Origin of the sequence: Clostridium sp. SM-530-WT-3G, assembly GCF_012843905.1 — a bacterium.
GTDB lineage: Bacteria > Bacillota > Clostridia > Clostridiales > Clostridiaceae > Clostridium.
Genome location: NZ_JABAGC010000012.1, coordinates 67,869 through 80,345, shown reverse-complemented (window position 1 = coordinate 80,345; position 12,477 = coordinate 67,869). Strand labels below are relative to the sequence as shown.

The 12,477-nt window shown below is 28.2% G+C and carries 13 protein-coding genes; 12 read left to right on the top strand and 1 reads right to left on the bottom strand.

Annotation, left to right across the window (positions count from 1 at the left end):
• A partial coding sequence (locus tag HF850_RS06855; protein WP_169104722.1) for a transposase occupies positions 1 to 312 on the bottom strand: 312 nt, incomplete at its 3' end.
• Positions 313 to 1,290: 978 nt separating this feature from the next.
• Here HF850_RS06855 and HF850_RS06850 point away from each other — a divergent pair.
• The 12 genes from HF850_RS06850 (at position 1,291) to HF850_RS06795 (ending at position 12,263) form a co-directional block, all read left to right on the top strand.
• The gene (locus HF850_RS06850) at positions 1,291 to 2,412 is read left to right on the top strand and encodes an RNA-guided endonuclease TnpB family protein (RefSeq protein ID WP_169104721.1); all 1,122 of its coding nucleotides are present in this window, start codon (positions 1,291 to 1,293) and stop codon (positions 2,410 to 2,412) included.
• A 158-nt stretch (positions 2,413 to 2,570) separates the two neighbouring features.
• Positions 2,571 to 2,897 (top strand): DUF1292 domain-containing protein, encoded by a 327-nt coding sequence (locus HF850_RS06845; RefSeq protein WP_169104720.1) that lies wholly within the window; start codon positions 2,571 to 2,573, stop codon positions 2,895 to 2,897.
• Positions 2,898 to 3,154: 257 nt separating this feature from the next.
• A complete protein-coding gene (locus HF850_RS06840) occupies positions 3,155 to 4,348 on the top strand; it encodes a pyridoxal phosphate-dependent aminotransferase (protein WP_169104719.1) in 1,194 nt (397 codons plus the stop codon).
• 242 nt (positions 4,349 to 4,590) lie between these two features.
• The gene (locus HF850_RS06835) at positions 4,591 to 5,229 is read left to right on the top strand and encodes an HAD-IB family hydrolase (protein WP_169104718.1); all 639 of its coding nucleotides are present in this window, start codon (positions 4,591 to 4,593) and stop codon (positions 5,227 to 5,229) included.
• A 22-nt stretch (positions 5,230 to 5,251) separates the two neighbouring features.
• Complete coding sequence (locus tag HF850_RS06830; RefSeq protein WP_169104717.1) at positions 5,252 to 5,986, top strand: aminotransferase class IV; 735 nt, start codon at positions 5,252 to 5,254, stop codon at positions 5,984 to 5,986.
• Positions 5,987 to 6,371: 385 nt separating this feature from the next.
• Positions 6,372 to 6,821 (top strand): chemotaxis protein CheW, encoded by a 450-nt coding sequence (locus tag HF850_RS06825; protein WP_169104716.1) that lies wholly within the window; start codon positions 6,372 to 6,374, stop codon positions 6,819 to 6,821.
• Between the two features lie 8 nt (positions 6,822 to 6,829).
• Positions 6,830 to 7,318: a chemotaxis protein CheD gene (locus tag HF850_RS06820; RefSeq protein ID WP_169104715.1), complete on the top strand. Its 489-nt coding sequence runs from the start codon at positions 6,830 to 6,832 to the stop codon at positions 7,316 to 7,318.
• A 14-nt stretch (positions 7,319 to 7,332) separates the two neighbouring features.
• On the top strand, positions 7,333 to 8,451 hold the full coding sequence (locus HF850_RS06815; RefSeq protein ID WP_169104714.1) for a chemotaxis response regulator protein-glutamate methylesterase: 1,119 nt from the start codon (positions 7,333 to 7,335) through the stop codon (positions 8,449 to 8,451).
• 9 nt (positions 8,452 to 8,460) lie between these two features.
• Complete coding sequence (locus HF850_RS06810) at positions 8,461 to 9,228, top strand: protein-glutamate O-methyltransferase CheR (RefSeq protein ID WP_169104713.1); 768 nt, start codon at positions 8,461 to 8,463, stop codon at positions 9,226 to 9,228.
• A gap of 14 nt (positions 9,229 to 9,242) precedes the next feature.
• Complete coding sequence (locus HF850_RS06805) at positions 9,243 to 11,261, top strand: chemotaxis protein CheA (protein ID WP_169104712.1); 2,019 nt, start codon at positions 9,243 to 9,245, stop codon at positions 11,259 to 11,261.
• A 23-nt stretch (positions 11,262 to 11,284) separates the two neighbouring features.
• The gene (locus HF850_RS06800; RefSeq protein WP_169104711.1) at positions 11,285 to 11,884 is read left to right on the top strand and encodes a chemotaxis protein CheC; all 600 of its coding nucleotides are present in this window, start codon (positions 11,285 to 11,287) and stop codon (positions 11,882 to 11,884) included.
• Between the two features lie 19 nt (positions 11,885 to 11,903).
• On the top strand, positions 11,904 to 12,263 hold the full coding sequence (locus HF850_RS06795) for a response regulator (RefSeq protein ID WP_169104710.1): 360 nt from the start codon (positions 11,904 to 11,906) through the stop codon (positions 12,261 to 12,263).
• Positions 12,264 to 12,477 lie beyond the last annotated feature (214 nt).

The following is a 12,477-nucleotide window of genomic DNA, read 5'->3' as shown; positions in this document are numbered from 1 at the left end:
TGGCGAACCTTCAAGTAAAAACATGAAGTTTATATCACGTTGGCATGCAGTTTCAATGCTTCTTGAGGAATATAATCTATTCATATAAGCATAAAGCATGATTTTAAGTAACTTTCGTGGCGAAGCTTGATTTTCTCTTACGCGAGAATAAGTCTTATATAACTCTGATAAATCCATCTCCTCAACAAATTGACTTAGCAAACGCACAGAATCATTACTTGGAATCATGTAATCAATATTTAAAGGTAATTTTAGTTGATAAAATTCTTTTAATCCTGTATAATCTTTGTGTAAAATATTGTTGGTTAACATATCATTATTTTACCACAAAACCCAAGCTTATTTTAGCTTGGGTTTTGTTGCGTTCAAAAAAGGAGCTACGCACTTTAGTGCGACAGCCCCTTTTTTGAAACTTGATAATTTAAAATGGTTATTAAAAAAATAAATATTAGTTATATGTTTTAGATGTTGTTAAAATCAATTATTCATGTATTGTGGAATTTTCATAATAATGAATAAGTAACACTTTATCAAATAGTAATAATAAATTTAAAAAATAATATATATGAGTGGTTGTGTTTTTTGAAAATACTAATTTATACTTTTGGTGGAGAAAAAACAATTGAATTATAATTAATTTTAGAATTTGGGGTTTTATTTTTTGTGATTTAAGGGTAAAATTAAGACATAAACCAAGAGGAGCAACTATATAGTTGTTAAAAATATAGGCATTTATGTTTAACTATATATAAATATGCTAAAATATTTTTAATATTATAAAGCTCCCTATATTCGTAAAGAGTATAGAGTGATAGAAAATAAATTCTATCCCAAACTACTTGAATTGCTGGAAGTTCCTAAAGCTAGTTAAACTACAACGTAAGAATGAAATAAGTCTAAGCGTGAAGGTTACTAAAGTAGAAAAAATTAACTAGATGGTATATGGTTAAATCCTAAGTACTATAATAATGGATAATCAGCAGGTAAGTCCTGAACAGGGAAAACTTCAACGACTATTCCGTAAAGGAAGTACACCTAAGTGGGTGGAAGTGGGTAGCTCCCCAAAGGGGAGGTGATATAGTCTGTGCTTAATAGAAATATTAAGAAGTTCATAAGAGAACTGCATAAGCTTAACGAACTTGTGTGAACACACTAAAAATAATTCAAATGTGTATATTTTTATTTATTCAAAGTGTATACAGAATCCTTAATTTCTAGTTTTTTTAAAACTTTAATCTATAGAATCACTTCATTTTCACATAATATAAATAGAAAGTGAGGTGAAGATATATGATAAAAGCAATTAAGATAAGGTTACTACCTACTAGAGAGCAGGAGCAAATAATGCTTAAATCTATAGGTTGCAGTAGATTTTCTTATAACTGGGCATTAAGTAGATGTAATACTCTATATAAACAAGGTATTAAATATTCTATTAATGATATAAGAAAAGAATTTACTCAACTAAAAAAGCAGGAAGATTTTAAGTGGTTAAATGAAGTTTCTAGTAAAGTTACTCAAGAGTCTATTAGAAACTTAGATAAAGCTTTTAAATCTTTCTTTAAGAAAACTGGGAGTTATCCTAAATTTAAATCTAAAAGAAAATCCAGACAGTCTTTCTATGTTAGATGTGATAATTTATATTTCAAAGATGATGTATGTAACATAGAAAAAATAGGAAAAGTAAAATTTAAAACTAAGTATGATATACCTTATTGTAAGTATACTAATCCTTACTGTAGTTTTAATGGTAGATGTTGGATTTTGACTTTTGGAGTTGAAGTAGAAGAAAACCAAACTACTTTAGACCAAAACTTATCTTTAGGTTTAGACTTAGGTATAAAAAAATTAGTTACCTGCTCTAATGGTTTAACTTTCAAAAATATTAATAAATGTAAAAGAGTTAGAAATTTGAAAAGTAAATTAATACACTTGCAGCGTAGTATTAGCAGAAAGTATGAAGCTAATAAACAAGGCAATACTTTTGTTAAAACTAATAATATTATTAAGTTAGAAAGTCAAGTAAAGTTAATTTATAGGAAACTATCTAATATAAGACTTAATCATATTCATCAAGTAACTAATAAAATAGTAAAAATGAGTCCATATAGAATAGTTATGGAAGATTTAAATACTAGTGGAATGATGAAAAATAAACATTTATCTAAAGCAATACAAGAACAATGCTTTTATGAATTTATAAGACAGATGAAATATAAATGCAAGTTTAATGGAATAGAATTTATTCAAGCTGATAAATTTTATCCTTCTTCAAAAACTTGTAGCTGTTGTGGAAATCTTAAAAAAGATTTAAAACTTAAAGATAGAATTTATAAATGTGATAAATGTAACTTAGTAATAGATAGAGATTTAAATGCAAGTTTTAATTTAAGTAATTATTCTAAAGTCTAAAATATTGAGAGGCTTTAGTCTTAGGGATTTTGGTATATCCTTAAATGCTATGGAGTGTTATATAAAACTGGAGTAGCTTATGCAAAACAGAACACTAAGAAGTAGTGAATAAATAAAAATGTGCACATTTGAGTATGTTTTTAGTATCAGGTTGAATTATGGAAAAAGATTTAGAAAAAAGCGGATGCGGATGCGGTAATGACTGTGGATGCGGTGGACATGACCATGATCATGATGAATGTGGATGTGGCTGTGGAGAACATGAAAGCTTCGTTATTGATTTAGAAGATGAAAATGGTAATTTGATTTCTTGCCCTATAATTGATCAATTTAAATATGAAGAAAATGAATACTTCTTAGCACAAAATCCTAATGAAGATTCTGTATACTTATTTAGATTAGATGGAGAAGAATTAGTAGTTCCAGAAGAAGATGAATTTGAAACAGTTTCATCTTACTATCAAAATGAATTAATGGGTGAATAATAGAGAGCTCTGGTGAAAGCCAGAGCTTTTTTTAGTTGAAAGTTGATAGTGGATAGTTGAGAGTTTAAGGATAAAATTCATATAGAATTTTTATAAAGATAAATTAAAACAAATTCTCGCTAGAGAATTTGCACCACCAACTTTCAACTCTCGACTTTCAATTATTAGCTGAATGAGTATGTTTATCAAAATATTTACAATCAAAATTAATAATGTTATATTTTTAATGTAGAATAAATTTACTGGAGGAATGAGCAATGCAATTATCCAAAAAAGCGGGGAATATTAGTCCATCAATCACACTTGCTATAACAGCAAAGGCAAATGAATTGAAAAAACAAGGTGTAGATGTTGTTAGTTTTGGAGCTGGAGAACCAGATTTTAATACACCAGAGAATATAATAAATGCAGCTATAAAAGCAATGAAAGATGGAAAGACAAAATATACTCCAGCAGGAGGAATATTAGAATTAAAGGAAACTATTTGTCAAAAATTTAAAAAAGATAATAATTTAGATTACAAGCCAAATCAAATAACAGTATCAACAGGAGCAAAACAATGTCTTGCAAATGCATTTATGGCAATATTAAATCCAGGAGATGAAGTTCTTATTCCAATTCCATATTGGGTGAGTTATCCAGAGCTTGTTAAACTTGCAGATGGGGTTCCTGTATTTGTTGAAACTAAAAAAGAAAATAATTATAAATATACAGTTGAAGATTTAGAAAAAGCTGTTACTGATAAAACTAAGGCTATATTAATAAATAGTCCTAATAATCCAACTGGAACAATATATAATGAAGATGAGCTATTAAAAATAGCTGATTTTGCAAAAAAGTATAACCTATTAATAATATCTGATGAGATATATGAAAAATTAATATATGATAATGAAAAGCATGTAAGTATTGCATCATTAAATGAAGATGCATATAGTAGAACATTAGTAATAAACGGAGTTTCGAAAACTTATGCTATGACAGGCTGGAGACTTGGATATATAGCTGCAAGTGAAGAAATTACTAAAATAATGACAAGTATTCAAAGCCACATGACTTCAAATGTAAATACAATAACTCAATATGCAACAATTGAAGCTTTGAATGGACCAGTTGAAGATCTTAATAATATGGTTGCAGAATTTGCAAGAAGACGTAATTTTATGATAGATAAATTAAATAAGATAAATGGGGTTTCTATAATTAAGCCAAGTGGTGCTTTTTATATTATGGTTAATGTATCTGATTACTTTAATACAGAATTTAAAGGCCAGAAGATTGAAAGTTCATTAGATTTTGCAAAAGTATTATTAGATGAAGAAAAAGTAGCTGTAATACCAGGTGCAGGATTTGGACTAGATGATTATATAAGATTATCATATGCAACATCAATGGATATAATAGAAAAAGGAATAGATAGAATTTCAACTTTCCTAAGTAAAATTAAATAGTTATTGTTATAAATAATGCACAATTAGCGAATGATACTAAGATAATTATATAAGAATCTTGTTCGAAGTTGTGCATTATTATATTATTAGGATTAGCTAATTTTATATTTTATTAATGGGTGAAGTATTTTTAAATATTTTATTATTGGTGATATAAGAAGTGTTTTTTTATATCATGCTGCTTCACGTGTTAATAATATTAAACAAAAGATATATTTATTAAAGAAGGATGGTATTTAGATTTGAAGAAACTGGCAATATTTGATATCGACTATACAATAACAAGAAAAGAAACTCTTATGGAATTTTTTAAGTATTCAATATCTAAGGATAAGAGAAATATAAGATTTCTTCCTAGAGCTGCCTTTAGTGGATTAATGTATGTAATGAAGGTATATGATGAAAAAAAAGTAAAAGAAAAGTTTCTGAAATTTATTGATGGAATAAAAGAAGAAGATTTAAGTGTATTAGTAAAAGATTTCTATAGAGATAGATTACAAAATATAGTCTATGAAGATGCATTAAAAATGATGAGAAAGTTAAAGAAAGAGGGATATGATATATATCTAATATCTGCATCTCCTGAATTTTATATTAATGAATTTTATAATATAGATGTAGTTGATAAGGTAATAGGAACTAGATTTACTTTTGAAAATGGAATTTTTATTAGGAAAATGTATGGTGAAAATTGTAAGGGAGAAGAAAAAGTAAGAAGACTTAAAGAAGTATTAGATAAAGAAAATATTGAAGTTGATTTTAAGAATTCATATATGTTTTCTGATTCATTGTCAGATAAGCCATTACTTGATTTAGTTGGAAAACCATATTTGATTAATTATAAAAAGAAGAATGATATAGAAATATTAAAATGGAAATAAAAATAGAAAGGGTGTAATGTATATGGAAGATAAGATTATTTATGAAGTATTACGAGTTATAGATGGAAAGCCACTATTTTTAGAAAAGCATCTTGCAAGGATGGAAAATTCATTTAAGCTAATTAACAAGACATTTACATTAAAGTATGAAGATATTTGTGCGAGAATTAATAAGTTGATTAAATATGAAAATAAAAATATGGGAAATATAAAAATAACTTACAAAGTCAATGAAGATAAATTAGATATATTTTTTATTAAGCATTTTTATCCAACAGAAGATATGTATGAAAATGGAGTAAAAACAATATTATATTTTGGTGAAAGAGAAAATCCTAATGCTAAAATTATCAATGATGATTTTAGAAATAAGGTAACTAAACAAATAGAGGAACATAATGCTTTTGAAGCTATATTAATAGATAGAAATGGATTTATTACAGAAGGAAGCAAGTCTAATATATTCATGGTTAAAGATAACAAACTTTTAACATCACAAACAAAAGCTGTTCTTCCAGGAGTTACTCGAGGAGAAGTAATAGAACTTGCTAAAGAGTGTGGGATTGAAGTAGAAGAAGTTGAATATAGCTATAAGGATATTTATAAGCTAGATGGAATGTTTATTTCAGGAACATCACCAAAGGTATTACCTATAAATTCAGTAGATAATATAGAACTTAATCCTAAGAATGATATTGTCTTAAAGTTAATGAAAAAATATAATGATGCTGTAGAAAAATATATAAAAAACAAATAAGATTGTATTTTTTATATTGGAATAAATTATTAGTGTGATGTGGCATACTTTTTTATACTCTATGTAAATTGCCATGTCACGCTATTTATTTAAATAATATTACCTCATATTAAAACATCCGAATCGATATATGTTGAAAATAATCAATGTTTTTTTACATAAATAGAAAAAATAGTCGAATTAATATGTGAAGATGGTTAAATTAATGATATACTTATAATGTGGACATGCTGTTTTGAAAATAATTTAATTAGTTTTAAAAAATAATAAAGTAGATAAAACTCAAAAGAAGATACTAATTTCGCATATATAATTATTATAATAATTTGGATATCTATAGTGATGGTAGCTATTTATTAAAAAATATTTTTAGGAGGAATAGAATATGGCTGATAACGATAATAAGATTTTAGTATTTGGATTAAGTAATGAAAAATATTCAACAAATATTACAGAAGTTGAAAGAATACTGGGGTATGTTGAACCTACAATACTTCCAGAGACACCAGACTTTGTGAGAGGGGTTATAGACTATGAAGATAGCATTCTACCTATAATAAGTTTATCAAATAAGTTTAAGCTTGGGGAAGACAAGATAACTGAAGCTACAAAGATTATAGTGGTTAAAAGAAAAGAGAAAAAATTTGGAGTAATAGTAGATAATGTTTATGAAGTAACTGATATTAATAATAAAAATATAGCAGAAATGCCAGAGATAACTAATGCTATTGAAAGAAAGTATATTTCAGGATTAATCAAATTAGATAATCATATAGTTATTTTACTGGATTTAGATAGAGTATTATCAAGCGAGGATGAGGCTAGTATATTTTAGGGGGAAAAATGGTAGGAAATGAGGTAAAAGTGGGAATAGCTGATCTTAATTTAGTATTAGCTCCAGGATCTATAATGACTATTGGACTTGGATCATGTATTGGAATAGCCTTATATGATAAAAGTTTAAAAATAGCAGGTTTAGCGCATATAATGCTTCCAGATAGTACTCAATTTAAATCGCCAAATAATCCTATGAAATTTGCAGATTTAGCAATACCTATTTTAATTGAAAAAATGGAAAAACAAGGATGTAAAAAAAGTGGGATAGTGGCGAAAATAGCCGGAGGAGCTTCAATGTTTAACTTTTCAGATAAGAGCATTATTAGTGATATTGGAAAGAGAAATGGTGAGGCAGTTAAAAAGTCATTGAATGCTAATGGAATTCCAATAATTGCAGAAGAGATAGGTGGAAATAAAGGTAGGACTATGATTCTTAATGCTAGTGATGGGAAAGTAATTGTAAAGATATTAGGAAAAGGTATTATAGAATTATAAAAGGGGTGTTATTTATGGAGAAAGTTAAAGTTATAGTAGTAGATGATTCTGCTTTTATGAGGAAAGCTATTTCAGATATTATAGAGTCAGAGGATAATTTTGAGGTAATAGCTAAATTTAGAGATGGAAGAGAGCTTGTTGATAAAGTGGACAAGTTTAATCCAGATATTATCACACTTGATGTACATATGAAGGATTTAGATGGTCTTTCAACACTTAAAGAACTAAAGAGATTAGGAAAAAGCTATTCTATAATTATGCTTAGCAGCGCAACAACAAATGGATCAGAGCTTACTCTTGAATGTCTAGATAATGGAGCAATAAGTTTTATTACAAAACCATCAGGAAGTATATCTTTAGATATAGCAAAGGTTAAAGAAAATCTAATAAGCCAGATTAAAGGAATTATGGTTAATAAGAGAAAAAATAGTAAAACATACATACATAATAATATGACGACAAAGCAGAAAGTTAAATTTAATATTCAAAAGCAAGGAGAAGTAAAATGCTTTGATGATAATCAAAGATTAGTACATAGAAATGAGAATATAATTCTCCCAAATAAGAGAATAAATGCTGTAGTTATAGGAGCTTCAACAGGAGGCCCAAAAGCATTACAAAGAGTTCTTGTGAATCTTCCAAAAAATTTGGGTATACCTGTTTTTGTGGTTCAACATATGCCAGAGGGGTTTACTAAGGTATTTTCTGAAAGACTTAATAGAGTGTGTCAGATGAATGTTGTTGAAGCTGAAGATGGAATGAATATTGATAATGGAACAATATATATTGCAAAAGGTGGAAGTCATATGACCATAGGTGATAATAATAAAATATGCTTCAATCAAGAACCACCTGTATGGGGAGTAAGGCCGGCTGTAGATAAACTATTTGATTCAGCTATTAAGGTTTATGGTTCTAATATATTGTCAGTTGTATTAACTGGTATGGGTAGGGATGGAGCCGCTGGAACAGAAAATATAAAAGATAATGGTGGAATTACAATAGCAGAGGATAAATCCACATGCACGATTTATGGTATGCCTAAAGCTGCCTTTGAAACTGGAAAGGTAGATTTGGTGCTTCCTTTAGATCAGGTATGTGACAATATAATAAAAATAGTAAAGAGAATTTAGGAGGAATAAATGGAGTTTAATGAATTTCATAAATGGGTTCATAAGGAATTAGGCATAAATTTATCTGCATATAAGCCAGAACAGCTTAATAGGCGAATAAATAGCTTAATGACACGTGTAGGAATAAAATCATTACAAGAATATACGCAAGTTATAAAAAATGATTCTGTTCAAAGACAGAAATTTTTGGATTTTATAACAATTAATGTTACGGAATTCTTTAGAAATCCAGAACTTTTTGTTGAATTAGAAAAGCTTATGAGTAGTGAATTACTTTCAACAAATAAAAATCTAAAAATATGGAGTGCAGCATGTTCTATAGGCTGTGAACCATATACGCTGGCTATGATTTTAAATAAAATAGCACCAGCAGGTAATCATACAATATTAGCTACAGATATTGATAGTACAATTCTTTCGAAAGCAAAAGTCGGAGAATACACAAAAAATGAAATGAAATCTGTGAGTAGTAGTGATTTAAGTAAATATTTTCTGCAAAGGGACGATAAGTATTACATAGACAATAAAATTAAGAGCATGGTTACATTAAAGAAACATGATCTTATTTTAGACAGATATGAAACAGGGTTTGATCTTATCGTATGTAGAAATGTAGTTATATATTTCAATAATGATGTGAAACAGGAAATTTACAAAAAATTTAGTGAGTCATTAAAAAAAGGTGGGCTTTTATTTGTAGGAGCTACAGAAAGTATTTATAATTATAGAGACTATGGATTTGAAAAAGCTTCAACTTTTATTTATAAAAAGATATAAAGGAGGAACAAATGATGGATACATCTCAATATATGTCAATGTTTTTAGAAGAGTCTTTAGATAATTTACAAACTCTAAATGAATCTCTTTTAGAATTAGAACAAAATCCAGAGGATATAGATAAGGTAAATGAAATTTTTAGAGTTGCACACACTATAAAAGGAATGGCTGCAACTATGGGATTTACAGACCTTGCTGAATTAACTCATAAAATGGAAGATGTACTGTCTGAATTTAGAGAGGGTGAATTAAAGGTTACTTCAGATGTAATAACTGTACTATTCGACTGTCTTGATACATTAGAAAAAATGGTTGATAATGTACAAGAAGGTTCAGATGAAAAAGTAGATATAGAAGGTATAATGGAAAAATTAGCTGAAATTAAGGAATGTGGAAATAAAGCCACAGGTGATTTAGAAGAATCATCAGATGAAGATAATCATGATGAAGAAATGAAATTGAATCAATATGATACATCAATAATAAAGCAAGCTAATGAAAAAGGATATAACTGTATTGAAATAATAATTACATTAAGTGAAAATACTCTTCTTAAATCAGCAAGAGCATTTTTAATAGTTAAAGATTTAGAGGAACATGGTGAAATTTTAAAATCAGAACCATCTACTCAAGAAATAGAAAATGAAGAATTCGATTTAGAATTAAAATTCTTATTATTAACTCATAATAATGTTGAGGAAATACTTGAAGTTGTAAATGGAATTTCTGAAGTTTCTAAAGTTGAAGCTATAGAAATTGATATTAAGGATGTTAATGTAGAATCTAAAGAAACTAAGGTAGAAGAAAAAAATAAAGAAGAGGCTAAGCCTGAGGCTAAAGCTGTAGCACCAGATAAGAAAGCAGCAACAGCTAAAAAACCAGCTGTTAAAAAAGAAAAGAAAAAAATACATCAATCTGTAAGAGTTGACCTTGAAAGAATAGATAATTTAATGAACATGGTTTCAGAACTTGTTATTTATAGGACAAGACTTGAACAAATTGTTACAGATCATAAGTCACAAGAATTAAATGAAACATTAGAACAAGTTGGAAGAACAACATCTGATTTACAAGATTTGGTTATGAAAATCAGAATGCTTCCATTAGATACTGTATTCAATAGATTCCCTAGAATGATAAGAGATGTATCTATGGAATTAAATAAAGAAATTAACTTTATTATTGAAGGAGCAGATACAGAACTTGATAGAACAGTTATTGATGAAATTGGAGAACCATTAATCCACTTATTAAGAAATGCTGCAGATCATGGTATTGAATCTAAAGAAGAAAGAATAGATGCAGGAAAGTCTCCAGTAGGTACAGTTAAACTTATTGCATATCAAGAAGGAACAAAAGCATTAATCAAAGTTATTGATGATGGTTCTGGTATTAATGTTGCTAAAGTAAAGGCTAAAGCAGAACAAAAGGGAATTAATACTGAGGGATTATCTGATAATGATATTAAGAACTTAATTTTTGCTCAGGGCTTTAGTACTAATGAAGTTGTAACAGACCTTTCAGGTAGAGGAGTTGGAATGGATGTCGTTAAGACAAAAATTGCAGCTTTAGGTGGTACAGTTGATGTAATAAGTGAAGAAGGAAAAGGATCAGAATTTGTTATTAAGCTACCTTTAACACTTCAAATAATACAAGCTTTACTTGTAAAAGTAGGTGAGGAAACACTAGCTATATCTTTAGGATTTATAGATAGAGTTATAGATTATAAAGAAGAAAATATCAAGAAGAGTAATGGAAAAGAAGTTATAGTATATAGAGATGATGTTATTCCATTAGTAAGACTAAATGAAAGTTTAGATATTGAGTCTAGTAAAACAGATAAGAAATTTGTTATAATAGTTAACGTAGGTGATAAAACTATTGGTCTTTTAGTTGATTCATTACATGGTCAACAAGAAATAGTAATCAAGCCTTTAGGAAAAACATTAAAGGGGCTTGATCAATATATCGGTGCTACTATACTTGGAAATGGACTAGTTACATTAATTTTAGATGTAGGCGCATTATTATAACTATGAGTTTAAGGAGGAGTATTATGGAGTATTCTGAATTAAATGGAGTGCAGCTTGATGCTCTTAAGGAAGTATCAAATATAGGTGCAGGAAATGCTGCAACTGCTCTTTCTATGATGCTTAATAAAAAAGTGGACATGTCTGTGCCTGCGGTTAATATTATAAAACTTCAAGATATTGTTGAACTGGATGGTGAAGAAATAGTAGCAGGAACAGTTGTAAGAGTTCTTGGAGATATTACAGGAAATATTCTTTTAGTTTTTAAGAAAGATACGTCTGAAAATATAATTAGTAGATTAGTTGGTAGCAAAGAAGCACCAAATAGTGAAATAGGAAGATCCGCACTATGTGAAATAGCAAATATAATATCAGCATCATATATGAATTCAATAGCTCAGCTTACAAACTTAGTTATTGCACCGTCAGTACCAGCTTTATCATATGATATGCTTGGAGCTATACTTACAACTACATTTATAGAATCTAATCAATATGATGAATATATATTAGATATAGAAACTGTATTTTTAGATGATACAGAGGATAACATAGGAGGACACTTCTATTATATCCCTATGCCAGGGTCATTGGAAAAAATATTAAAATCAATAGGTATAAGTTAAATTTGGAGGGAAAATTAATATGGCTAAAGTTTTAATTGTTGATGATGCAGCATTTATGAGAATGATGATAAAGGACATTTTAGAAAAAAATGATTTTGAAATTGTAGGAGAAGCAAACAACGGAATAGTTGCCGTTGATATGTATAAAAAGGAAAAACCAGATGTAGTAACTATGGATATCACTATGCCTGATATGGATGGTATAGAAGCAGTAAAACAAATCAAAGCATTTGATCCAGATGCAAAGATAATAATGTGTTCAGCAATGGGTCAGCAAGCAATGGTTATGGATGCTATAAGAGCAGGTGCAAAAGACTTTATAGTTAAACCATTCCAAGCTGATAGAGTTTTAGAAGCAATTAAGAAAGTAATTGGATAGTAATTGAATACATAGAAACTTAGAAATTATAAGTACATAAGTAGGGTGAAAAATGCTACTTTGCAACTATTAAGTTATTAAGCAGTTGATGGTAATCGGGAATTTATAGAATTATGTACATATTTGTTTTTTTCATATCTGAATATCATCAACTGAAATTATAAAATCATTATTGTCATATAGCAGTTATATTTGTATAATAATTAATAAACAT

Bases quoted from the DNA above. Each gene is read 5' to 3' on its own strand.
- HF850_RS06850 (WP_169104721.1), top strand. From the start codon at position 1,291: ATGATAAAAGCAATTAAGATAAGGTTACTACCTACTAGAGAGCAGGAG.
- HF850_RS06845 (WP_169104720.1), top strand. From the start codon at position 2,571: ATGGAAAAAGATTTAGAAAAAAGCGGATGCGGATGCGGTAATGACTGT.
- HF850_RS06840 (WP_169104719.1), top strand. From the start codon at position 3,155: ATGCAATTATCCAAAAAAGCGGGGAATATTAGTCCATCAATCACACTT.
- HF850_RS06830 (WP_169104717.1), top strand. From the start codon at position 5,252: ATGGAAGATAAGATTATTTATGAAGTATTACGAGTTATAGATGGAAAG.
- HF850_RS06825 (WP_169104716.1), top strand. From the start codon at position 6,372: ATGGCTGATAACGATAATAAGATTTTAGTATTTGGATTAAGTAATGAA.
- HF850_RS06820 (WP_169104715.1), top strand. From the start codon at position 6,830: ATGGTAGGAAATGAGGTAAAAGTGGGAATAGCTGATCTTAATTTAGTA.
- HF850_RS06815 (WP_169104714.1), top strand. From the start codon at position 7,333: ATGGAGAAAGTTAAAGTTATAGTAGTAGATGATTCTGCTTTTATGAGG.
- HF850_RS06810 (WP_169104713.1), top strand. From the start codon at position 8,461: ATGGAGTTTAATGAATTTCATAAATGGGTTCATAAGGAATTAGGCATA.
- HF850_RS06805 (WP_169104712.1), top strand. From the start codon at position 9,243: ATGGATACATCTCAATATATGTCAATGTTTTTAGAAGAGTCTTTAGAT.
- HF850_RS06800 (WP_169104711.1), top strand. From the start codon at position 11,285: ATGGAGTATTCTGAATTAAATGGAGTGCAGCTTGATGCTCTTAAGGAA.
- HF850_RS06795 (WP_169104710.1), top strand. From the start codon at position 11,904: ATGGCTAAAGTTTTAATTGTTGATGATGCAGCATTTATGAGAATGATG.